The following is a 24,512-nucleotide window of genomic DNA, read 5'->3' on the forward strand; positions in this document are numbered from 1 at the left end:
AGAAGCGTAGCGCTCGCCTCCAAAGCTTTTCAAGGAAAAGCTACATCGTAAGCATATACTTAACGGGATTCTTACAATCATATGTCTTATCAATTCAAAGAATCCCGTTGCAACAGCGATCGTAGAATCAAAGGATTCGTGAAGCGGGCTTCACCCACCATAACTCAGTGGATTTTTAGCCCCGTACACCATCGCATCACACATACGTACGGTGCGCTTGATCTGTGCCACATCGTGCACACGCACAATTTGGCACCCTTGAGCAATGCCAAAGGCCACGGTAGCCGCAGTTCCCTCCACCACATCATCCACAGGCAAATCCAGTGCTGTACGGATAAATCTCTTGCGCGATGTAGCCAATAACACCGGAAACCCCAGCTGACTTAATATATCGAGAGAAGTCATAGCATAGATATTTTCATCGTAATCCTTGGCAAAACCGATGCCTGGGTCTAAAATAATCTGCTCCTTACGAACCCCTGCATCCAGCGCCAATTGGATACTTTCTTTTAAATCGGACAGCATATCAGAAACCAAATCGCTATAGTTACGGTCGTGACGATTATGCATCAAAATGACCGGACAATCGAATTCCGCAGCTACACGTGCCATATCGGGATCTGCCTTAAAGCCCCACACATCATTAATGATGTGTGCGCCTGCTTCAAGCGCCTGCCTGGCTACTTCTGCTTTGTAAGTATCCACAGATAATGGGATGTGCGGTGCAATACGATGGATCGCCTGGACGACCGGAATGACCCGAGCCAGTTCCTCTTCCACACCTACTGGTTCATGGCCCGGACGAGTAGACTCCCCGCCAATGTCAATAATATTCGCTCCATCCTCCACTAGTTTCATTGCATGTAAAACGGCTATCTCTGGATTATAATGTAATCCTCCATCAGAAAAAGAATCCGGGGTCACATTGAGGATGCCCATAATCTGGGTGGAGTGTCCGAGTGTAAGCTTGGCATCCCCCATTTGATAGCTACGTTGATAAAGAGTTGGTATATTCACTTCATCCCTGCTTTCTGCCTATAATCGTGCAACAGCAAAGCTGTTATGGACTCGGTCTGCGCCAAAGGAACCGATAAATGGCTTGCCACTTCTCCCGGCTCCAACAATAAATCCACAGGTCGTATTTCTTGTATAGAGTTGGTCATAAAAATTTCATCAGCCTGTTTCAGCTCGTACCAGTGGTATAGCCCTTGCTCCCATGGAATGCCCCGCAAGTCCGCCAACTCCAAAATGAACTCACGTGTAATGCCTGGCAGAATTCCTGTAGACAAGTCAGGGGTATACAGCGTATTATTCCGCACAAAAAACAGATTGCTAACTATTCCCTCTGCTAGAAAACCGTTGGCTGTAAGCATTATTCCTTCAGCCTTATAACGAACAGCCTCAGCATATTGCTGAAGTTCCCGCTTCGCAAGAACATTATTCATATAATGGAGCGATTTTAATCGAACCTCACCCTCCGGAGTGTTTCTGGGGGTTCGCAGCAACTGAAGCGCCGATGATTGCCCGGGTTGTGTATTTATAGAGGGCAACGGCTTGGCGAACAAAATATGGTTGGGCCGCGTGTAGTCACCAGATGGCAAGCCCAGAGCCTCTTCACCTGCGGATACAGTGTAGCGGATATAGGCTTCATTCAATCCATTTGCCGCCATCAGATGCTGGATGTGTTTTGTAAGCTGCTCTTCATTCGGTTGAAAAGGAATGCCAAGCATTCGACAGCCTTCCTTCAGTCGATGCAGATGCCGATCCAGCAAAAATGGAACACCCTTATAAGTTCGGAATGTTTCAAACAAGCCCATACCGTATAAAAAGCCGTGATCACTTACGTGAATCACGGCTTTTGCGGCTTCCGTGAGGACGCCATTGACTCCAATATATCTCATAAATCAGACGCCTACCTTGCGTTTTAGGAAATTGCGCAACAGTTGATGCCCGTAGTCCGTAATAATGGATTCGGGATGGAACTGAACTCCTTCTACGGCAAACTCTTTATGCCGCAAACCCATAATTTCACCCTCTGCGGTTTCAGCGGTAATCTCTAGACATTCAGGCAGGCTCTCGCGCTCTACTAGCAATGAATGATACCGGGTGGCTGTAAACGGAGAAGGCAGGCCTTCGAATACTGAGGTATTGTGATGGAGAATCGGTGATGTTTTACCATGCATGAGCCGATCAGCGCGGATAACCTTACCGCCAAAAGCCTGTCCGATGGCCTGGTGACCGAGACACACGCCAAAAATCGGAATCCGGCCTTTAAAATGGCTGATTACATCCAGCGATATTCCCGCCTCATTCGGTGTGCATGGACCTGGCGAGATCAAAATATGCTCTGGTGCCAGCTCTTCTATGCCTTTCACATCAATCTCATCATTCCGTTTTACGGTTACTTCTTCGCCAAGTTCACCCAGATATTGAACAAGATTGTACGTAAATGAATCATAATTATCAATCACCAAAATCATTTGACTCACCCTCCTGTGATACCGCTCCTGTTCAAAGCGGCTTCTTCTTCGCCACATTGTACCGCCTTCATGACAGCTCTGGCCTTGTTCCGACACTCCCGATATTCCCTGTACGGATCTGAGTCGATGACGATACCCGCACCTGTCTGTAAATAGGCAGTATTGCCCTGAACAGCTAGTGTTCTTATTATAATATTTAATTCCATATTACCATTATAGTCAATCCATCCAAGGGACCCCGTATAAGGCCCCCGCCGGACAGGCTCCAATTCTTCAATGATTTCCATGGTGCGCACCTTGGGCGCTCCGGTAATAGTCCCGCCCGGGAAGGTAGCAGCAATTACGTCTATAGCTGTACGACCCGAGGCTAACTTCCCCTCAACCTGAGAAACCAAATGCATAACGTGCGAATAGTATTCGACAGTCAGCAATTCAGGAACATGCACCGATCCGTATTCAGCAATTCGTCCGATATCGTTACGCTCCAGATCAACGAGCATAATATGCTCGGCGCGTTCTTTTTCACTTGATAGAAGCTCTGCAGCCATAGCGGCGTCTTCATCAGGTGTTAGCCCCCTTCTTCTCGTACCTGCAATAGGTCGAGCGCTCACACGTCCATCCTCCAGCTTCACCAGCAATTCCGGTGAGCCACTGACGATCCGTAAATCTGGCATACGCAGCATCCCCATATAAGGAGATGGATTTAGCAGACGAAGCCATTCATATATATTCTCAGGAAGGGCTGCAAGCGTACGTTGCTGGCGAATCGACAAGTTAACCTGAAATACATCTCCTTGGGCAATATATTCCTGCACACGTTTCACGGCATGTTCAAAATCTTGTTGACTGAATGCCATTTTCCAGCCTTCAGATTCTTGATGAGCAGCCTCTAATCCTTTTTCAGACAGCCGAGCACAACGACGAGGATGAGCTGGATCAGTCTCTCCCGCATGTATGATGTCCTTCCACTGAGTCAGCATGCGTTCTGCACGTTGGACCGCTTCCGCATAAAGCTTGCCAAGTATCGATGTGGTCTCATCCACCATAAGCTCATTTGCCAAATCAGTCTGGCCACTGAATTCACCGGAGCGGGCAGGATTGGGGATATGAACAGCACAATATAGGCATGATGTTTCGTGATCATAAATCCATAGCTCATTCACCCGCATCCACACATAATCAGGTATATCCGTGTCGTCTGCAGCTTGAGTTGGCAAACGCTCCAGCGAGCGAGCTACATCGTAGCCCAGATAACCCGCAAATCCCCCAGAGAAAAAAGGCATGCCAGGCACACGCGGCGCACGGTAAGAAGCGATCCAATCGTTCATGATTGTCAAAGGTTGTCCATGTATATCACCATGCTCCCCGCTTTGCAAATCAGTCCAAACTGCTTGTTCTCCCTTGCCTTCTAATATAGCAACCGGATTCAAGGCCAGATAGGTATACCTTCCACCTTTAGCGCTCTCCAGCAAGAAGGCATATGGCGACGAATCCTCCCAGGCCCTCCGCCACGATGAAGGTAAACCGCCTACGGGCAAAGGGTACTCAGCAATATAGGGAAGTACATTCCAGCCTTCCTTTTGCCAGGTTTGCCACTGCGCCTCCGTCACTCTAGCTGTCCATTTCATCTGTGTGTGCTACCCCTTCCCTTACTATGCCAAAAGTCTGCATTTTCTCCCTACAAAGAAACCCTCATCCCCCCCGGTTACAGGGAAATGAGGGTTTCCTTACGTATAGTATACACAATTACGACATAATTACAGCTCGAAATTGTATAGTGGTGTACTCAGGTAACGTTCGCCATTACTTGGAATAATGACAACAATCCGCTTACCCTTGCCCAATTGCTTAGCAAGCTTCAAGGCCGCATGAACAGCCGCACCAGAAGAAATACCGGACAAAATGCCCTCTTCCTTGGCCACTCTACGCGCTACCTCGAAAGCTTCATCGTTTTCTACATGAAAAATTTCATCATAGATATCACGATTTAGAATTTCAGGAATAAAGTTTGCACCCAGCCCTTGAATTTTGTGAGGTCCTGGCTTGCCGCCTGCTAGCAATGGGGAAGAAGCGGGCTCTACAGCCACGATTTTAATATCAGGGAATTCTTTTTTAAGCACTTCTCCAGCACCGGAAATGGTTCCACCAGTCCCTATACCTGCTATAAAAGCATCCAGCGTGCCACCAATGGAGCGAATCGCTTCTACGATCTCAGGACCCGTCGTTTCACGGTGAATTTTGATATTGGCTTTGTTCTTGAACTGCTCGGCAGCGAAATAATCCGGGTTTTCGCTCAATAGCTCTTCCATTTTTTTAACAGATCCGTTCATACCCTCTGAGCCAGGTGTTAACACAAGCTCGGCTCCATAAGCACGCAACAAATTACGACGCTCTATACTCATCGTTTCTGGCATAACAATTACTGCTTTATATCCCTTCGCAGCAGCAACCATAGCCAGGCCGATTCCTGTGTTACCGCTAGTTGCTTCAATAATGGTACCGCCCGGCTTAAGCAGACCTTCACGCTCAGCTTCTTCCACCATACTAATCGCAATACGGTCTTTTACACTGGAGCCCGGGTTCTGATATTCCAGTTTCAAATAAATTTCGGCGCTATCTTCCGGTACGATCCGGTTGAGGCGAACGAGGGGAGTCTCCCCGATAAGGTCGGTGATGTTATTAACAACTTTAGCCATGATAATTCCTCCCTGACTGTGATGATATATTAAAAATTGCGAAAACATATTGTAGATGATTCTAGGTAAATCTATTTTAGTTTTATGCCGTTCATTTAATTTCCGATAAAAATAGTTGGTTTTATACGCTAATCATAACAATCTTCAATTCCAATGTCAATACAAGTAAATAAGCCAATAGGCTGTTCTCCCGCGTTATCGGCACCGTATCTTCATCAAAAGCAAGATCCTCTCACTATGCTAAAGAGAAGCAGAGGGTGCCTCTTTCCCAGATAAAATACGAGCTCCATATTTATCACGCAGACTCTTTTCGACCTCGTCCAAAGGAGCGGCTTGTGCAAGCGCAAGAGAGCGGCGGATTTGCTGACGAATTTGCTGCTTATCGGGAGAATTCTTTAGTCTGACATCCTGTACATAAATGACCGCATAGCCATCATTAACAGAGATGGGACCTGCAACATCCCCGGAGCTTAGTTCTCTCGCCGCCTTCATGACTGCCTCTGGTTGAAATGGATCATATTCATCCAACCATCCCAACTGTCCGCTGTGATCCTCGCCAAGAGGGTTACCTGAGACTGAATGCTCCCGAAGCAGCATGTCGAAGCTTTCTCCTTGCTTGACCCGATCGAGCAACGTCTCTGCTTCCTCTGCTTTAGCCACATAAATAGCTGCCAGTTTGATCTGCTTACCAACGGCAAACTCTTCGGGGTGCTGTTCCCAATACTCGTCAATCTCCGTTTCCTCAACCTGAATACCTTGGGTGGCTATTTTCTCCAAGCCAATCCGGTACTCCGCTTCATTCCGCAAGTCAACCGGATTTAAGCCAAACTGTCGCTGCATTTCCTCAAAGTAGGCATGTTCTGAGTCGTACCCTTTACTATCCTGCTCCAGCACTTGCTGTAAATCCTCTTGGGTGATCTTAATACCGAGACGCTTGGCTTCAGCCTGCACGGCTTTACGATTCAACATTTGCAACAGCGTATTAGTTCCATATCGCTTTTTCAGTTCCGCTACCCACTGTTCCTCCGATATGCCTTCCTGACCCATCTCCGCCACAGTATGATCGCCGTCATCCTTGCTTACATCACCCGGCTTTAACAGCCCCCGAAGCATGATAAGACCACCTAAAGCGGCGACGCTAACGGTCAGAATAATGACAGCTGTCCATAATCCCTTTTCCCGTGTAGTCATCGCTTGCACCGCCTATCCGGTTAGGCCTTGGCTTGATCTAACAGATTTTGCAATTCATCCTTATTAAACTGATAAGCCTCATTACAAAAGTGACACACGACCTCAGCCTGTCCTTCTTCCTCAATTAATTGCTTTAATTCACTTTCTCCCAGACTGATCAATGTTTTTTCCACGCGCTCGCGTGAGCACTCACATTGAAAATGGATATCCATTTCATCCAGAACTCTAACGTCCGGCAGCATCCAACGCAGCATTTCATCAAGCTCTAGCCCTTGATCCAGCAGAGCGGTAACGGGTGGAATTGAGCCAACTGCATTTTCGATAGCAGTAATCTCATCATCATTCAGACCTGGAAGCAATTGAATAATAAATCCGCCGGCCACAATAACGGAGTTATCCGTATCTACCAGCACACCCAAACCCACCGCTGACGGAGTCTGTTCGGATTTGGCAAAATAATAGGTAAAGTCCTCACCGAGCTCACCGGAAATAATCGGGATACTACCGCGGTACGGTTCTTTTAACCCCAAATCCTTGATAATATGAATGAATCCCTCTGTACCTACGGCACCCGCTACATCCAGTTTGCCCATACTATTGCTCGGCAAATGCACGTGTGGTTCAGTAACATAACCCCGCACTTCTCCTACAGCATTGGCATCAACGACAATTTGCCCAATCGGTCCATCGCCTTTGACTTGAATGGTCAATCGTTCTTTGCCTTTTAGCATAGAACCCATAATTGCACCCGCTGTGAGGGTTCGTCCCAAAGCAGCGGTTGCCGTAGGGTAAGTATCATGTCTTCTCCGCAACTCCTCTACCAATTGAGTTGTCCGAACTGCAAAAGCCCTGACCCTTCCATCCATGGCTGTGCCGCGAATAAGTCGATCCTGTTTATTTTCCATTTTGATATCCTCCCCTATTATCCAAGGCAGCCATGCTGCTTATTTTCGTTAGTATTCCCTCATCCTTGAAGCATCATTTCCTACTATATAAACAACCTGCATCTACAGATCACGCGAATTGTTCAAAAACGTAACATATTTCAGTATAGACGAAAAACGCCGCTAATCCAAACCGATAAGATCGTCGGCTTGACTCAGCGGCAACTTATATCTACTTTTTATTCGGCGTTACGCTGGTAAATGATGCGTAATCCTTCGAGCGTCAACATCGGCAACACTTTCTGAATGCTCTCTGTCTCTGATGCGATTAGCTCTGCAAGACCTCCGGTGGCAATAACCGTGGGTTCCACCTGCATTTCTTCCTTAATGCGCCTCACAATGCCATCGACTTGTCCAGCATAACCGAAAATAATCCCGGCTTGCATGGCGTGGACTGTATTCCGACCAATAACCTTTTTGGGTTTTTCCAACTCAATACGAGGGAGCTTGGAAGCCCGTTGATACAGTGCCTCCGTCGAAATGCCGATACCGGGCACAATGACTCCACCCAGGTAGTTTCCCTTATCATCAATACAATCAAACGTGGTCGCTGTTCCAAAATCCACCACAACGAGAGGTCCACCGAATCGTTCTACAGCCGCAACAGCGTTCACGATCCGATCCGCGCCTACTTCACGCGGATTCTCGTAACGCAGATTAAGACCGGTCTTGATTCCCGGTCCGACGATTAACGGCGTTTTGCCTATATATTTATCGCACATTTCCTCTAATACACGGACCAATGGCGGAACGACAGAGGAAATAATAACTCCCTGAATGTCATCCTTTAATACGCCGCCCATACTAAAAAGATTATGTATGAGTACGCCGTATTCATCTGCGGTTGCCTGTCTGGAGGTGCTGATCCGGTAGTGATGCAACAGCTCGCGCCCTTCATAGATCCCCAGAACAATATTGGTATTACCTACATCCACTACAAGAATCAATGGGTGTCACCTATCTTTCTTAGCGTTAAGGTCAAGGCTGATATCCAGATTATGAAAAGAGTATGTCAGCCTGCCTACAGAAATCACATCTACGCCGCTCTCAGCCATCTCACGCACTGTATCCAGCGATACATTGCCTGAGGCTTCTGTTTTGACGTGTGGGGCCTGTTCACGAATGAAGCGAACGGCTTCCTTCATATCTGGGACGGACATGTTATCCAGCATAATAATATCCGCCCCAGCCTCCAGGGCTTCCCGGACTTGCGTCATGTTTTCCGTCTCTACTTCAATCGTCATTGTATGCGGTATGTGCGCGCGCGCTCGGCTCACCGCCTGTGCAATCCCACCCGCGCCCTTAATATGATTATCCTTAATCATAACAGCATCGTATAGACCAAAGCGATGATTCGAGCCACCGCCTACACGCACAGCATACTTCTCCAACAGTCGATGCCCTGGTGTTGTTTTACGTGTGTCCACCAAGCGCGTGGAAAGTCCGTGCAATTGATCTATAAAAGTTCGCGTCCGCGTTGCAATACCGGACATCCGCTGGAGTAAATTTAACGCCAATCGCTCCCCGGTCAAAATCGCATGAGTACTTCCACTCACTTCTGCCAAAACGCTCCCCTTTTCAATCCACTGACCATCGGTCACCAACGGAGTGAACGACAAGGAAGGGTCCACTACTCGAAATACAATTTCCGCCACAGGTAAACCCGCAATCACGCCGCTCTCCTTGGCATGAATGACAGCCTTGGATTGGTGGCCCGGCTCAATCGTCCAACGTGTGGTCACATCGCCAGAACCTGTATCTTCTCGCAGCCAGCTGCGAATTTGTGCCGTCAGTTCCTCCTGATATCCGCTAAACTCTCCATAAAGCTCGCTGTTAGATGTCATGAACGCTCTCCTCCGTTATGCCTTGCTCACGTCGCTGCTGAACATGCTTTCGCCACTTGCAATCATCTGTCTCAGGGAAGTCCTCACGATAGTGTGCCCCCCGACTCTCCTCACGCAGCAACGCACCATCTGCTACTAATAAAGCACAGGTGAGCAAATTGGCGAATTCGATCTCTTCCCGACTGGTGATCACAGCCTGAAAGGCAGTCACTAGCCCGCGCAGCTCTTCTAAAGCTGCTTGCAGCCCTTCACTATGCCGACGAACTCCAGCATAATGAACCATCGTTTCTTGCAGCTTATACCGCTGTTCCGCGACGGATGAAGCCTGAAACTCTGCACGGTTATCATTGTAAGATATCAAAGTATGGCCAACCAGCGGTGGCAATGAATGCAGCCGCTCGATAATCCTGCTGGCGAACACAATAGCTTCAGATAACGAATTGCTCGCCAGACGATTAGCGCCGTGAACACCTGTGGAAGAGGTCTCACCACAGGCGAACAAACGCCTAATGGAGCTTTCCCCGTATAGATTAGTCTGGACACCACCCATCATATAATGGGCAGCAGGAGCAATGGGAATCCAGCCTGTCGTCATATCCAAACCATATGACAGACATGTCTGATAAATCGTTGGAAAGCGTTGCTTTACCCGCTCAGGCGGCTCGTGTGTAATATCCAGGTATACAAACGTAGCCTGGGTGCGTTCCATCTCATGGATGATCGCACGAGCTACGATATCTCTGGGCGCAAGCTCCTGCCGGGAATCATACTTGTCCATGAAGCGTTCTCCATGAATGTTGCGTAACACGGCACCTTCTCCCCGTACGGCTTCGGAAATTAGAAACCTTGGAGCGCCCGGATGGCACAAGGCCGTAGGATGAAACTGTACGAACTCCATATCCCGTACAACCGCCCCAGCACGATATGCCATAGCAATACCGTCCCCAGTTGCGATATCCGGGTTAGTCGTATAACGGTATAATTGCCCGCTACCTCCTGAACACAAAATGGTTGCATTGGCAGTGATATACGACCTTTCTCCATCTGGCATTTGGACGAGGGATCCAATACACTCACCATGCTCAGTCAGCAGGTCAATGACCATACACTCTTCCCACACCTCGATACCGGGATGGGCAGCAACCTGCTGTGATAAGGCACGCACGATTTCATAACCGGTGGCATCTCCATTTGCATGCAAAATGCGACGATGACTATGCGCCCCTTCTCGGGTCAGCGCTAGTTCACCATCCACACGGTCAAAGGCTGTCCCCAATCGTATTAACTCTTTAATACCGTCTGGGCCTTCATGAACAAGCGTTCTGACCGCCTCGGGTTCACACAGACCTGCACCAGCAATCAGAGTATCTTGCATGTGATAAGCTGGTGTATCCTCGTCCGATGTGACAGCAGCAATGCCGCCTTGAGCATAACGTGTGTTGCTTTCCATTAAAGTTTTCTTGGTAATCAGCAACACTTTCCGATTCTCCGCAGCCTTAATCGCCGTATATAAGCCCGCAATGCCGGAGCCGATAATCAAGACGTCGGCTTCGTATTGGGTCAATTCCGCTACATCAAAATCAACTAGATATCTTGGAATCATGCCTTCACCTGATTTCACAGAAGAATAGCGCACACCATAGATTGTACAGTATGCGCTCACGGAATATGTTCAAAATGATAGTAAGTCGTTTATTTAACAATAAATGTACACAACGTTCCTTTGTCTGTCAAATCACGTTAGCAATAATCTTCCATATTTAAAAAAGCTCCGGAAAACCAGTAGGATCTGGTTCCCCGAAGCTTACATATATGCTTATTCAACTATCCATCAGATGATCAGGTTGTTGTCGGTGGAGTACCACCGGAATTGCCTGAATTGTTATCATCCTCTGGCTTTTTCAGATTAGGGATATCGTTTGGTTGATCCGTTGTATTCTTAGGTTCGTCATCCTTACCTTGAATACGTACACGAACATCTCCGATATTATCGATCACAGGTTCACCGTTTTCTGGTGTTCCTTCTCCCTCATTCGTATTGCCATCCAAAGAACCTGTCTCGATCAAACGTTTGATTTGTTCAAGTTCCAGAGTTTCTTCTTCCAGCAATGTTTGAGCGATCAAATGAACCTCTTTGGAATACTTCGTCAAGAGTTCTCTAGCACGCTCATAAGAGTCAGTGATGAAGCGATTCATCTCCTGGTCAATCTGATAAGCGATCTGATCACTGTAGTTCTGCTCATGACCGATATCGCGTCCAAGGAATACTTGACCTTGGGAAGTTCCAAACTGCATCGGGCCGAGCTTCTCACTCATACCGTATTCTACGATCATACTACGCGCAATGCTTGTCGCTTGCTGGAAGTCACTATAAGCCCCTGTTCCGATCTCACCAATAAACAGCTCCTCGGAAACACGTCCACCCAGCAATCCAGTGATTTTGTCCAGCAATTCCTGCTTGGTTGTCAGCATGCGGTCTTCCTTCGGAAGCATGATGACATATCCGCCTGCACGTCCACGTGGAATAATAGTTACCTTGTGAACCATATCGGCATTCTCTAGGAAGTAACCGATAATCGTATGCCCTGCTTCATGATAAGCAACAATTCGTTTCTCGCGGTCACTGATTACGCGGCTGCGTTTTTCAGTACCTACGATAACGCGGTCGATCGCTTCATCTACTTCTCGCATCGAAATATCTCTGCGGTTGCGACGAGCCGCCAGCAAGGCAGCTTCGTTCAACAGGTTTTCCAGATCAGCGCCCGTAAAGCCTGTTGTACGTTTCGCAATGACGTCCAATTTAACATCCTTCGTTAATGGTTTGTTGCGTGCATGTACATGCAATACTGCTTCGCGGCCTTTAACATCTGGACGGTCAACCGTAATTTGACGGTCAAACCGACCTGGACGAAGCAAGGCCGGATCTAGAATATCCGGACGGTTAGTAGCAGCAACGATAATGATGCCTTCGTTTGCGCCGAATCCATCCATCTCTACGAGCAATTGGTTGAGCGTTTGCTCACGTTCATCATGTCCGCCACCCAATCCGGCGCCACGTTGACGTCCAACGGCATCAATTTCATCAATGAAAATGATACAAGGTGCGTTCTTCTTCGCATTCTCGAACAAGTCACGAACACGGGAAGCACCGACCCCGACGAACATTTCTACAAAATCAGAACCCGAGATACTGAAAAACGGCACTCCGGCCTCACCTGCAACAGCTCTCGCCAAGAGTGTTTTACCCGTACCTGGAGGGCCCACTAACAGAACCCCTTTTGGAATACGAGCACCCACAGCTGCGAACTTGCGTGGGTCCTTCAAGAATTCTACGACTTCGACAAGCTCCTGTTTCTCTTCGTCAGCCCCTGCTACGTCTTCGAAGGTAACTTTCTTCTTCTCTTCGTTATACAGACGGGCTTTGCTCTTGCCGAAGTTCATTACTTTGCCGCCACCGCCCTGTGCCTGATTAAACAGGAAGAAGAACAACAGGAACATGATCACCAAAGGAATGATAGAAGTCAAAAATGTCAGCCAAATGCTTTCGCCTTCCATTTTCTTCTGCACGTATTCAAACCCGTTCGTTTCGCTGGCATTCACCAGTTCACTTAGTGCTTGATCCGTTGGCGGAACGTATACGGAAAAATTGGTTGATTTAGCATTAGCCGGCTGCTTCTTATATGCACCGGTTACAAGATAGGCGTAACCGTCAAATTGGACCGTTACTTTAGAGATGTTATTAGCTTTAACCTCTTGCCGTAATTGGTCATATCTAGGGAGATCGGAGGCTTCGTTACTGTTGCTAACAAACTGAACGATACCCACCACAACTAAAAAAAGAATCAAATAAAAACCAGAATTCCGGATGAACCGATTCATCCCCTACCTCCTCTCGAGACACTTAAGTTATTTTACCATAGCCTGTAAGCCCTTCTCAACAAAGGACCCTATTTAGTCCTAGGACTGGAGGCTGAGATTAGCTGGTGTAGATTTCCGGCTTCAAAATCCCTATGTATGGGAGGTTCCGGTAGTGCTCGGCATAGTCCAGACCATAGCCGACAACAAACGCATCCGGAAGTGTAAATCCGGTGTAATCAGCTTCAAGATTAACGGTCCGGCGTGCAGGCTTGTCGAACAAAGTTACGACACATACCGAATTGGCATTACGATTCTTAAGCAATTCAATCAAATGTGTCAGCGTCAGACCACTGTCGATAATATCTTCGACAATCAGAACATCGCGTCCTTCCACTGAAGCGTCCAAATCTTTGATGATTTTAACAACGCCTGATGATTTGGTGGATACTCCATAACTAGATACAGCCATGAAATCAAGTTCCAACGGCACTGTAATGGATTTAACCAAATCCGCCATAAAGATAAACGCACCCTTTAGCACGCAAATCACCAATGGATTTTTTCCTTCATATTTCACGCTAAGCTGTGCGCCCAATTCCTTGATTTTACTCTGAATCTCTTCTTCACTGATCAATACTTCCTGAATATCATTTTGCAACGGTGTAAACCTCCTAAGTTTATACTATGAAAGCCGTTCCTGCGCAATTACTGGTGCCCCGGACTCTCTCGTCTTTGCCATGACATATATATAACCGAAGACGTGTGCTTTTGCACCGCAGCATGTACAGAACGTCGTACGCCCGGAATCCAGAGAACAACTCCAGAGTGGTCGCAGACGATAGGAATAACGGAACGCATTAAAGGAGGTATTTTTTCATCAATAAAAATATCTTTAACCTTTTTCCTTCCGTTTAATCCCATTACATACATGGTATCTCCAGGTAATCGCGAACGTACAGTCAACGGCAAAGTCAATTCGTCTGCGTCGAACCATGCTTCTTCCTCATTCGCCGGATGGTGTCCATCCCAATAGGGAGCTCTTCGCCATCGGAGTATACCACCCGCTTCAGGCAACTCAAGCTCACCGGAAATAGGCAATACGCTCAGCCCGTAGCTCCATTCACCCATAACGACTTGCGTACGGTCAAACAAAACCGCCTGGTCATATTCGCGGACTCCAACCGCACCGCCGCCCAAGTCCAAGCTCCATGTAGAGGATGTCTCTTGGAGAAGTCTTAGTCGAACGGTCTCAATTTTACGAAAATCAAAATTTTCACTGCCCGAAGGCAGATAATTTAATATTAGTTTAATCAACCTCCGTTGTAAAGCAACGGATAGCTTACGATATGAAGCGATGGAAAACATGTACCTGCCATTATTGAAGTGCACCATTTTCTCATATGCTGACAGTGTAGCTGCCTCCATAAAATCATTTTCGTCAGCCATCGTTTCGGCCAGCCGATTCAGGGACGGTGTCAGTTGCTCATTATATTGCCCCAAAAAAGGGAGCACATCCATGCGGATAGCATTACGACGGTATTTAGACGATAAATTAGTGCTGTCTGTCACATAGGAAAGACCATGAAAGTTGCAATACGCAATCAAGTCAGCCTTGTACATACGAAGTAGCGGGCGAATGAGTTGCACATTTTTTTCATTGCGTGCCAAACGCATACCCGCCAAACCCGCTGGTCCGCTACCGCGCAGCAAGTGCAAGAGAACTGTTTCCGCTTGATCATCGCCATGGTGAGCCATAGCAATATGCTGTGCCTCCCACTTCGTAGCCGTATCATGTAGAAAGCTGTACCGTAGCTCACGGGCGGCTTCCTGTGGACCCTTACCGCTCTCCTTCATATAAGCGGGTGCATCCACCCGAATCATTTCAAATGGAAGCTTGAGCTTTCGGGCAATATTGTGTACCTCTTCAGCCTCCGCATCCGATTCCTCTGGCCTGAAGCCATGATGAACATGAGCGCAGACGAGTTGTAATGGCATATGTATAACGGATATTTCATGTAAAATGTGCAAAAGGGCCACCGAATCCGGTCCACCGGATACAGCAACCACAATGCAGTCTCCGGGGCTCCACAGTGAATGTTCTCGCGCCAAAGCGAGTACTTCCTGTACAACACCGGTCGGTTTTGTTGTTCCCATTTACGACCCTCTTTTCTCCCGACCGTAAAAATGATGATCCTCTGTTATCTTATGTAAGTCATGCTGCTACCTTAACGCAATCCAGAGCGCTCCGGCAAGCAGCAAAAGCGATACCGTAAAAGCATATCCCAGCCAGCGTGGATTTCCCCTTTTGACAGATGTTTGCCTGACATGAGCGGAAGCCAGACGCGACCAAGCTCGGGCCGCTGCACGAGTATCGGAATATTCTCCACGCACTGCACCCAGCAGCCATTCGGCGTAGGGGCGCAATATACGGCTGCGACGAATGATGACTGTCAATTCTGCCGTATTACGTAGCTGTGGTAGCCTGCTCGCAGCTGCCTTTAACGATTCGCTCTCTAATATATGAATCGTTAGAAGAGCAAAGGCAAACAGGTCATACTGGGGATCAGCATTTCGGCTACCAGCATTCCAGAATCCCCTGTCGTACCATTCTGTAAATTGTTTAACACTCCGACCTGCAAGGGACACCCCGCCATAATCAATCAACTCAGCCTCTCCATAGGCATTGACCAATATATTTTGAGGCTTCAGGTCGCCAAACACCCATCCTGCCTGATGGAGATCGGCCAGACGATTCAGTATGCCGGTTCCAGCCACACCATACCACTCAGACCCTTTGGCTGCCACAAATTTATGAAGCGGATCTCCTTTGACGTATCGCATAACATAAAAGGGAATCTCCCCACTACGTAACACTACATCATCCACCTCAAACAAGAAGGAAGGATTTCCATTGCGCTGGAGGGCAGCCTGAGTCCCTTGAGACTGTAATGTGGTCAGCACATTAATCTCCGATTGCAGATCAAGCGTGTTCTTTCCCATTTTGAGAGCAAATTGCCGATCGGCCTGTGCTTCTTTTACCAAATATACAGTTCCGTTCGCTCCCCGGCCCAGCAAGCGCTGGATGACATAGCTACTCCGCTTCCACTTGCCCTTGATGACCGTTCCGGGTGCAAGAACGGGATCAGACGACGTAGTCACCGAGCATCCCTTCTCCTTTGCCATAGGATTCTTCCAGATCTTTCTGTTCCCCTAGTGTAACATATCGGTAATAATCAATCACTTGTAAAATGGCCGGTCCTGTCGGTGTCGCTCCTTTCATCCGTAAGCGTCCGAATATCGATTTGATCTGGTCAAGCTCAGAGGTCCACCCGATATCCATGACTGCGTCTTCTCCCATTCGTCCACCCGGGAAATGAAATACAGATATACGGCTGAGTCCGCTTCTGGACTGTAAGCTGAGCAGCAAATCGCGTATACTGTCCTCTACAGCAGGCAGCTTAGGCTTCATGCTTGCACTTGCATCAATGAGTAAAGCAATTTCCAGAGGGCTAGTTTCTGTCAATTCATCCATTACCTCAACTACCTGGGCTCGTTTGGCCGGAGGCAGTTCACCGATATGCCGGGCACCGCCCTCACCCAAAATGTGCGTTAACTCTCTATTAACCGCCTGCTGAATCGTTTGAACCACTGTTTTGCGCGTCATCATCTGCATGGTTTGCGCCAACTGCTTCGTACCGACGATTTGGCTAAACCCTCCCCCTGCTTTAGCAATTTCCTGAATCTCTGCGCTCCCAAGCTCGCCGATGGTTCCGTAGTCTATGACTCCAGCGACGTTCACTGTAATTCCCTCCCGTAAAGCTTGGGCAGCCGCCATAACTGGGCTAACACCTACGTTAGAGCATCCATCTGTAATGATCAAAATTTGCTTCATCGCTTTTTGACCTCCGCTTCCTCTTAATCTATTCCGATAGATTCTATCTTTGCCTAATCCGGAACGATTCAAACGAAGGATGCGGATTTTTAAAAATGTATAAGGAATTTCCCGGGCAATGTCAGTCTAGCTCACCGTCCGTGGACGTTCTAACCACCTCATGCCGGGTACATGGAGAGTTGCCCACTCTGGGTGAAAATGATCTATTTTACTAACAACTACAGTCATATCATCATAGATTTGATTTTGTTGGTATCGTATAACCCGTTCTAGCAAACAGTCAGCCAGTTGCTGTGGATCTTCACTTTCAATTTCCTGAATCATGCGTTTCATCCATATCTCTTTATTGACTGCATAACCCGGTGAATCGTATATACCGTCTGTAATCATAATGAGAATATCCCCCGGCTGGAGTTGCAGTGACACCAAATCAACCTCGATATCCTGTATAATGCCAATCGGTAAATTGCTGGCAGATACGGGAATGACCTCCTCCCCTCTTTTAATAAAGCTCGGTGTAGATCCAATCTTCATAAAGGTTGTCCGGGCCGTATACTGATCAATCAGCGCCATATCCACCGTAGCATACATTTCCTCAGGTGATCGGAGCATCAGGACAGAGTTAACCGACTTGATCGCCAATTTTTCGTCCATACCCGATTGCAGTAGTTCTTCCAAAATGTTAAGTGCTGCACTGCTCTCTTGCTGCGCACGCTCTCCGTTCCCCATACCATCGCTTAAAGAGACTGCGAAAGTCCCATTCCCTAGCTCCATCATGCTGTAGCTGTCTCCTGAGAAGAAATCGCCTCCTTTGGCGGCACTAGCTACTCCTGTAGCAATCTCATATGTTTTAGCAGAGCCGAACATGACTGTAGCCAAGCCTTGGCGGCGATCTGCCGCCGTTTCGCGCATGACAGCTATATGCTCGTCTAGTATGTCCGACAGCAGTGGAGCAATGATTTTCCGACATTCATCAAATCCCCTTGTATAGGCGTGGACAATCTCAATTTCAACCTGGCCTGCATCCAGGCTAATAATTTCGATGGATTGGATGGACAAGCCCAGTCTATCAAGAGCCTCTCGAATTTGCTCTTCCTGCCGATGCATGGTCTGCCCTTCCCGCTGAATTTCCCGCGCTAAATCCTCCATAATTTGCGATACACCTGATAGCTGGTCAGCAACAAGCTGGCGACTATCGTATACTTGGCGCTTCCACTGCATATTATGTTGGTAGAGACTATACTGCTGTTTCATTACCTGCAAGACAGCGCCCGTTTTGGCACATGCCTTGCTCCATTGCGGCGGCATTTGCTCTGGCTCCAAATCAGGATTGTCCTCAATGGCACTCATCATTTCCGTCATATACTGATGGGTTTGCATAAACTTGCCGTCCCAACACTGCTCGCACTTAAAGCAAGAGGCACATGTTCCTTCCGCCACCGCATTCATAAAGTGTTCGATTTCTCCGTCCGGTTTTGCCCCCTCACTCGCAGATATTTGATGAAAGCTGCGGGATAGCTGGCTGAATACACGGGAGAATTTCGTCACCCGCTCGGCGGTGAGATCACGAACCCTTTTGGCATATTCATGCTGTGACTTGGCGTGATCCTGCGTACCCGGGACATAGGTAGAAACCGCTTTAAAGAAACTTTTTGGAGTCATTAAAAATAATAGGATTGCCGCGCAGCTCTCCCAGGTTGATGTCAGCACGTCTCCAGTCCCATCCAGATAGATCGTCAAAATGGAAGAGCCCAACAGCATGCCAAGGGCCACTGCACCTTTTCTCCCTTCACGCAGCATCCCTGCCAGCAAACCTGCAAAAGCAAGTAGACTCATCTGCACAATTGCAGACATATTGGCTAGGCTCAAAATTAAACCGGTAATCACACCGACCGAAGCACCCAGGGAGGCACCTCCCACCAAAGCAAACACCAAGACCAAATATCGTGAAAGTACATGATCGACAGACAGTGAATGAACGGTCCATCCTACTGCTCCCGTCATCACAGAGGCTAATAGAATAATAAGACACAAAATTTCTTCATTTTTGAGCTGGCTTGCCTTCTTGCGGTACGTAAACAGCGGTATGGCCTGGGTGAACACCAATGTAAGCATAAAACTGAGTACCGCATCCGTTCCCACAATGACAAGCTCATACCATGTAAAAGCCGGAGCCATCACGGCGTTAAATAAATTGACCATAAACACAGACAAGAAGACCATAAGTGGGGCATAGGATAATTCCAGACGATCGAAGGTGCGTAGCCCGCGATACAGGAGATAAAATACGATTAACTCACCACCAATCATGAATAACGATGGGTAAGGAGCTAACAGGCTGCCTAGCACAACGGATACAGCTACAGGCAGCATCAGATCACGCCGAAGGAACGTAATGACCGCAAAATAAGCGAGGGCAAAAGGAGAAAGCTCGTCCAAAATAGTGGCGCGTCCCAATAAAACTCCCATAGCTGACAATAGCAGCATCCATCTTTGCGCGGTTACCCATTGCACTACTTTATGTGAATTGAGCCGTTTCTTGAGTCTGGAAGGCCAACCTTCCGTACGCTCTTTGGATTTGGACTTTCTAGATTTTAACCCCGGAAAATGTACCACGTTCCATTTCTCCATCATGCGTCAGGCACCCCATTCATCAATTTGATGTTCCCATCTTAAACCGGAACGATTGAGAAAGTTTGTCAGAACCTCACGTCTTATTCCAAGAAATTTCCGACAAAAAAACGTTCCGCGCGAAAGGACAGAGCATTCCCCTGTACTTCAAGCTACGCCCGTATGGAAGCGGATGGAGGTTGTCTCTCTCTACGCTTTGGATGACCTCTCTATGTCAGTCATCCTGATACCAAATCTAGCGATTTGCACAGAAGATAGACGGAAAACCGTTGGAGTTTGTCGGACGATTATGTCCACACGACAAAAAAAACATCCAACATTTCAGTAGATGCTTCTTCTCTTCTTCATAAAACTACTAATCTTAAAAATGTGCCCGTACAACTCCACCCAAAACATATTGCCTGTAGCCACGGCTTGTCGCATCTCTTGTCGGTAGAACGCAAAAAAACCGTAGCAGTCTTTCGACTGTACGGTTTTCCGTGTATGGTTGATACGGTTGTCAAAGTGAATTAAACACGCTTCGCGCCGCGTCCTCCGCGTTTACCTTCGGTGTTCTTTTTCAGCGACGAAATGCGTTCCTCACTATCTTTCAGGAAGCGTGACATTTTATCCTCAAATGAAGGTTTACCCGGTGCAGGCTTGAAAGAACGGCCTCCACGATCGCGGTTGAAACCACCACCGCGTCCCTGACTTGGACCTGAACCTCCGCCGCCAAAACGGTCTCCTCCGCCTGGTCCTCCTGTACGCTCCGGTCTTGGAGCTCTTGGGGGACGGGCTTCACTTGCCGGCTTATCAATCGTTTGCTTAATGGAAAGTCCGATTTTGCCATCTTTGTCAACATTAATGACTTTCACCGTCACAACATCATTAATCTTCAGGTGGTCGTTAACATCCTTAACATAATTATCGGCGATTTCCGAGATGTGAACGAGACCCGTGACACCTCCAGACAAATCCACAAATGCTCCAAAATGCGTGATGCCTGTCACTTTGCCCTCTAACTTGGTGCCCACTTCAATTGCCATAGAATAAAATGATCCTCCCTTAAAATATACAACCGATTTTTTTGCAAAAAAATCCCGCTGTGGTGATTTGATTATACAAAATGGCGGAACCAAGGTCAACTAAGCATTGGCCCGATAATACTTCTATTTTTGATCTCCGATGATTGGCGTCTCTTCCGGTTTGTAAAGACCGTACTTGCTTCTAGCAATTTCTCCAATGTACTCAGGATCCTTGAGACGATTCACTTCGGTTTGAAGCTGTTGTTCCGTTTGTGTAGCAGCTTGCTTCTGTTTTTCCTTCTGGGTGAGCTGTTCACTTCGATCGGCCATGATCATACCTTGAGAAAAAAAGGTGAATATGGCCCAACTACCAAAGGCGGCAAGCGATAGCAACCAAATCATGATTCGCCTGCGCCCGCCCGCATTGGACTTGGACGTAGGAGATGAATGGCGATCTACAGACGAATTACGCATGATACTACCCCCTTCCAAACCATCTTTTTGCTGTATTTTTCAGTCTGATACCCAGCTTTACGAGCGGATCTGGCGTCTTCCAACGCGCTATAAGCGGACGGATCGACCAAAGAATCGGCTTCCAAACCGGCATCAGGATGTATATCAGCATCCTTCCTAGGAACACAATAAGTGCCCATGTCCATCCGACCAGCTTGCGTAACAGCCGATACAGCGCTAACACCGGAAGAACAATCAGGATGCGCAGTATGCTGTTCACGATCAACGTCAGTCTGCGAACGATCTCTATTAACATTACCACAAAACGTTGGGTTGTAACACTAAAGGCCCAAAAATAGAGCCAAACCCCCAAAAGTAGTCCTAAAAAGACATAAAACCGCAGCTCACCGCGATTACTCGCGTACAGCACACGGAAAATAAACAAAGCCGAGGCCACCCAATACAGCACGTCCAACAAATGAACACTCCAACGGGCAAAATGAAAGCGGATTGACAGCACCCGGTAGCTGTCAAATACCACTCCCATGGTTATGCCCGACAATAGCATCCACGTCAATGTCAGCCATTGTGTGTAAGGGTTCATTTGAAGAGCTTGCCGAATAGGCTTTTTCCGTTTTTGGCCGGGGCCCCAGGCTCCAGGTAGACGAGGGAAGTAATCAGACCTTCAATGGACAGTAGCCCCTCTTCCAGACTGAGGTTTTTGATATGTAAATGTTGTCCGCGAATGGTGAGATGGCCCAGCTCGGTCTGAAGCAAAAACTCTTCACTGTCAAAGCTCTCCACATTGCTGACGCCTGAAATGTCGAGCTGCTTGCGGCTTTGCATGCGCAGATCATGGTGCTTGGACTTCCCTTGTTCAATCATGGCATGTACCCCTCCTTCTGTTCTTAGCTTATGAAGGGGTGGGCATGATTTAGAACCGCTTTGGCTCTTCACGAGCATATATTAGACAATTAGACAAAAGCTCCTCATATAAAAAAAAAGCATTCCTTCATACAATATGAAGGAATGCTTCTATGTACAACGTTATGAGAAAATCAGATGTCTGCTTACCAGTTCAAACCGTTGTCCCTGGCAATAGGCTCTTCCTTTACCAAAGTGTACATACTTGCAGCCTCGTCCTTGCGTGTAGTGTCGGCGAGCCGTTCCACTCGCACGGTCACCAGCTTCTGGCCAAATTGGACGGTAATTTCATCGCCTACTTTGACCGCACTGCTCGGCTTGGCTTCGCGTCCATTCACCACGACTCTCCCTTGTTCAGAGACGTCCTTAGCTACTGTACGGCGCTTAATCAGCCGCGAGACTTTCAAGAATTTATCAAGACGCATTAGTTAACGGCTTCTTTAAGCTTATTACCAGCCTTAAAAGCAGGAACGGTCGATTCTGGAATTTCAATCGTGTTGCCGGTTTGTGGATTGCGACCTGTACGGCTGGAACGTTTGCGCGTTTCGAAAGTACCAAAGCCGATCAGTTGTACTTTGTCACCACTAGCAAGTGCATCTGTAATTTCACCAAGAACGCCATTCAATACAGCTTCAACGTCACGTTTGCTCAAACCGCTTTTGCTGGAAATATTGTTGATCAGATCTGTCTTGTTCATAAGATAAAAGCCTCCTAAATGTCAAAAAATAATCATCACGCTACATGTCCTTAAATGGAGCATACGTGAGGTCCAACTGTGGCCGAAGCCCTTCCTGAATACCACTGTAACATGTTCAACTATTAGCTACAGTTATTTTCAGAATTACTACAAGTTATTCTGGCTTGTCCTTAAAAATCCTGCAATGACAGGCGTTTTTTTATTCGACCCCAGTTAAGCCAACATCCTACTACAAAACTCTGCCCATTGGCAAGTCTGCTCAAGCCGGGCGTATTTTCAACCCTGCATATGACTCATTTTACTGTCCAATACAGCCAAAGATCAAATCTATGGAATCAATCTCTGTCAAGAAGCTTTTTCGCTTCCTGCCAGTAGGTCTCCATTTCATCTACACTGCTGTCCTCAGGACGACGCCCCTGCTCGCGTAGTTTCTGCTCAATATACTGGAAGCGGCTTACAAATTTGCGATTAGTGGCTGACAGCGCCTCCTCCGGATCTACGTGCATGAACCGGGCCGCATTCACGGCAACAAATAGAACATCCCCCAACTCCAGCAACTGAGCTTCCATGGAATGCCCTTCACGAACCGCTTCCTTCAACTCAGCCACTTCTTCGTCCAATTTATCAAATACGCCTTCAATGCTATCCCAGTTAAAGCCTACTTTAGCTGCCTTCTTCTGGAGCTTATACGATTTCATAAGAGCTGGCAGATCACGGGGAACCCCATCCAGTACGGAAGGATTGGCTGCCGCCGTACCTTTGAGCCGTTTTTCCTCTGCCTTCATCTGTTCCCAGTTTTGCAGCGCCTCTTCCGCATCATTGGCTTGATTGTCACCGAATACATGCGGATGACGGAAAATAAGCTTATCGTTCAGTCCCTGGATCACATCATACACATTAAAGGTTCCGACTTCCTCCTCCATTTGGGCATGCAGCAAAATTTGCAACAACAGATCGCCAAGCTCTTCCTTCATATGCTCAGGATCATCCTCATCTATGGTTTCAATGACCTCATACGTTTCCTCGATCAGATTTTTGCGGATCGATTGATGTGTCTGTTCACGATCCCATGGACAGCCTTCCGGACTGCGCAAAATATCGACAATCTCATGTAGACGGTCAAAAGAACGCCGTTTCAGGGCCTCATCTTCACTGCGAGGTATGTATACCAAGGATAGGTTGCCATAGCCCTCTACTCGATCCAGCTCGTATAGCGGCACCTTGTGGACCGCCTCCTCACCTTCTACCCCAAGCGCGTGGCCGACATACACCTCATAATCGTCAGGATACCGCTCCATCAAACATAGCTTCACATCGGAAGCCGTAAAGGTGTCATATACCTGTCCGATCAGCGTATGCAACTGGGGCTGGAGCCAGCTGGCATCCAGTGTACCTGCATCTAACAGCTGAAAACCCTCAATCGGATCAAAACCAAGACGCACAAAAGCCTCATCCAGAAAACTTTCTCCACCCAAGATGTTTAGTTCAATCCCTTGCGCAGGACAACGCTCCTTGAGCAACTGCACCGCTGCTTCCGCCACCATCGGGTGACCGGGAACTGCATAGACGATTTCGCTCCCGTCTGCCGCCTTAGCGGCCTTTTCCATCAGTTGACTGGTAATTTCCTCATATACCTCTGGAAAAGAATCCTTTGTCTCATATACCGCATCAAACGACTCAAAAGCCACCTCAAACTCATCCAGCACTCGAACCGCCGGATGTTCCTTGGTTCGCAGATAGAGCGCTGAAGCGCCCCGCATTTTGTTCAATATCCCTATCGTAAGCTGATCAGGATCTCCCGAGCCCAGACCTACGATCGTTAATGTTACGCTCATATCCAATCCTCCGTTCCGCAAAAGCAGGATGCATGCTCCGAAAAAACACCCGGCACAGCCCAG

Annotated in this window: 23 protein-coding genes; all 23 read right to left on the reverse strand. The window is 47.7% G+C overall.

Annotation, left to right across the window (positions count from 1 at the left end; genetic code table 11):
- Positions 1 to 150: 150 nt before the first annotated feature.
- The 23 genes from folP to mazG all read right to left on the reverse strand — a co-directional run bounded on the left by folP (position 151) and on the right by mazG (position 24,449).
- The gene (folP, locus tag BN1546_RS10985) at positions 151 to 1,017 is read right to left on the reverse strand and encodes a dihydropteroate synthase (protein ID WP_090737485.1); all 867 of its coding nucleotides are present in this window, start codon (positions 1,015 to 1,017) and stop codon (positions 151 to 153) included.
- On the reverse strand, positions 1,014 to 1,901 hold the full coding sequence (locus tag BN1546_RS10990) for an aminotransferase class IV (RefSeq protein ID WP_090737487.1): 888 nt from the start codon (positions 1,899 to 1,901) through the stop codon (positions 1,014 to 1,016). The genes folP and BN1546_RS10990 overlap by 4 nt, the downstream gene beginning before the upstream one ends.
- Positions 1,902 to 1,904: 3 nt before the next feature.
- Positions 1,905 to 2,480, reverse strand: coding sequence for an aminodeoxychorismate/anthranilate synthase component II (pabA, locus tag BN1546_RS10995; RefSeq protein WP_013368702.1), 576 nt, complete (start codon positions 2,478 to 2,480; stop codon positions 1,905 to 1,907).
- A gap of 5 nt (positions 2,481 to 2,485) precedes the next feature.
- Positions 2,486 to 4,108, reverse strand: coding sequence for an anthranilate synthase component I family protein (locus tag BN1546_RS11000; RefSeq protein WP_013368701.1), 1,623 nt, complete (start codon positions 4,106 to 4,108; stop codon positions 2,486 to 2,488).
- A gap of 129 nt (positions 4,109 to 4,237) precedes the next feature.
- Positions 4,238 to 5,176, reverse strand: a complete 939-nt coding sequence (gene cysK, locus BN1546_RS11005) for a cysteine synthase A (protein ID WP_016818901.1) — start codon at positions 5,174 to 5,176, stop codon at positions 4,238 to 4,240.
- Between the two features lie 240 nt (positions 5,177 to 5,416).
- Positions 5,417 to 6,367, reverse strand: coding sequence for a peptidyl-prolyl cis-trans isomerase (locus tag BN1546_RS11010; protein WP_013368699.1), 951 nt, complete (start codon positions 6,365 to 6,367; stop codon positions 5,417 to 5,419).
- Positions 6,368 to 6,387: 20 nt separating this feature from the next.
- Positions 6,388 to 7,272, reverse strand: a complete 885-nt coding sequence (gene hslO, locus BN1546_RS11015; protein ID WP_025674491.1) for an Hsp33 family molecular chaperone HslO — start codon at positions 7,270 to 7,272, stop codon at positions 6,388 to 6,390.
- A gap of 218 nt (positions 7,273 to 7,490) precedes the next feature.
- On the reverse strand, positions 7,491 to 8,258 hold the full coding sequence (locus BN1546_RS11020) for a type III pantothenate kinase (RefSeq protein WP_013368697.1): 768 nt from the start codon (positions 8,256 to 8,258) through the stop codon (positions 7,491 to 7,493).
- A gap of 6 nt (positions 8,259 to 8,264) precedes the next feature.
- Positions 8,265 to 9,155, reverse strand: coding sequence for a carboxylating nicotinate-nucleotide diphosphorylase (gene nadC / locus BN1546_RS11025; RefSeq protein WP_013368696.1), 891 nt, complete (start codon positions 9,153 to 9,155; stop codon positions 8,265 to 8,267).
- Entirely contained in the window at positions 9,145 to 10,758 is a 1,614-nt protein-coding gene (nadB, locus tag BN1546_RS11030) for an L-aspartate oxidase (RefSeq protein ID WP_090737488.1), read from the reverse strand. Before nadB ends, nadC begins: the two co-directional genes overlap by 11 nt.
- Before the next feature lie 236 nt (positions 10,759 to 10,994).
- Positions 10,995 to 13,034, reverse strand: a complete 2,040-nt coding sequence (gene ftsH / locus BN1546_RS11035; RefSeq protein WP_013368694.1) for an ATP-dependent zinc metalloprotease FtsH — start codon at positions 13,032 to 13,034, stop codon at positions 10,995 to 10,997.
- Positions 13,035 to 13,131: 97 nt separating this feature from the next.
- On the reverse strand, positions 13,132 to 13,671 hold the full coding sequence (gene hpt, locus BN1546_RS11040; protein WP_013368693.1) for a hypoxanthine phosphoribosyltransferase: 540 nt from the start codon (positions 13,669 to 13,671) through the stop codon (positions 13,132 to 13,134).
- 47 nt (positions 13,672 to 13,718) lie between these two features.
- On the reverse strand, positions 13,719 to 15,167 hold the full coding sequence (gene tilS / locus BN1546_RS11045) for a tRNA lysidine(34) synthetase TilS (RefSeq protein WP_090737490.1): 1,449 nt from the start codon (positions 15,165 to 15,167) through the stop codon (positions 13,719 to 13,721).
- A 66-nt stretch (positions 15,168 to 15,233) separates the two neighbouring features.
- Positions 15,234 to 16,172, reverse strand: coding sequence for a protein kinase domain-containing protein (locus tag BN1546_RS11050; RefSeq protein WP_090737492.1), 939 nt, complete (start codon positions 16,170 to 16,172; stop codon positions 15,234 to 15,236).
- Complete coding sequence (locus BN1546_RS11055) at positions 16,156 to 16,905, reverse strand: vWA domain-containing protein (RefSeq protein ID WP_016818910.1); 750 nt, start codon at positions 16,903 to 16,905, stop codon at positions 16,156 to 16,158. The genes BN1546_RS11050 and BN1546_RS11055 overlap by 17 nt, the downstream gene beginning before the upstream one ends.
- Before the next feature lie 126 nt (positions 16,906 to 17,031).
- Positions 17,032 to 19,539 (reverse strand): stage II sporulation protein E, encoded by a 2,508-nt coding sequence (gene spoIIE, locus BN1546_RS11060; RefSeq protein ID WP_090737494.1) that lies wholly within the window; start codon positions 19,537 to 19,539, stop codon positions 17,032 to 17,034.
- A 506-nt stretch (positions 19,540 to 20,045) separates the two neighbouring features.
- Positions 20,046 to 20,561: a S1 domain-containing RNA-binding protein gene (locus tag BN1546_RS11065; RefSeq protein ID WP_013368688.1), complete on the reverse strand. Its 516-nt coding sequence runs from the start codon at positions 20,559 to 20,561 to the stop codon at positions 20,046 to 20,048.
- Positions 20,562 to 20,684: 123 nt separating this feature from the next.
- Complete coding sequence (locus BN1546_RS11070; protein WP_013368687.1) at positions 20,685 to 21,014, reverse strand: FtsB family cell division protein; 330 nt, start codon at positions 21,012 to 21,014, stop codon at positions 20,685 to 20,687.
- 4 nt (positions 21,015 to 21,018) lie between these two features.
- A complete protein-coding gene (gene yabQ, locus BN1546_RS11075) occupies positions 21,019 to 21,597 on the reverse strand; it encodes a spore cortex biosynthesis protein YabQ (RefSeq protein WP_058831394.1) in 579 nt (192 codons plus the stop codon).
- A complete protein-coding gene (gene yabP, locus BN1546_RS11080; protein WP_013368685.1) occupies positions 21,594 to 21,878 on the reverse strand; it encodes a sporulation protein YabP in 285 nt (94 codons plus the stop codon). The genes yabQ and yabP overlap by 4 nt, the downstream gene beginning before the upstream one ends.
- A 185-nt stretch (positions 21,879 to 22,063) precedes the next feature.
- Entirely contained in the window at positions 22,064 to 22,342 is a 279-nt protein-coding gene (locus tag BN1546_RS11085; protein ID WP_014599342.1) for an RNA-binding S4 domain-containing protein, read from the reverse strand.
- Positions 22,342 to 22,614 (reverse strand): HU family DNA-binding protein, encoded by a 273-nt coding sequence (locus tag BN1546_RS11090; RefSeq protein WP_007428028.1) that lies wholly within the window; start codon positions 22,612 to 22,614, stop codon positions 22,342 to 22,344. Before BN1546_RS11090 ends, BN1546_RS11085 begins: the two co-directional genes overlap by 1 nt.
- A 335-nt stretch (positions 22,615 to 22,949) precedes the next feature.
- Positions 22,950 to 24,449 carry a bifunctional methyltransferase/pyrophosphohydrolase YabN gene (gene mazG / locus BN1546_RS11095; RefSeq protein ID WP_058831395.1) on the reverse strand — a complete coding sequence of 500 codons (1,500 nt, stop codon included), beginning with the start codon at positions 24,447 to 24,449 and terminating at the stop codon, positions 22,950 to 22,952.
- Positions 24,450 to 24,512 lie beyond the last annotated feature (63 nt).

The sequence above is a fragment of the Paenibacillus sp. Mc5Re-14 genome (assembly GCF_001049835.1).
GTDB classification, from domain to species: domain Bacteria; phylum Bacillota; class Bacilli; order Paenibacillales; family Paenibacillaceae; genus Paenibacillus; species Paenibacillus polymyxa_C.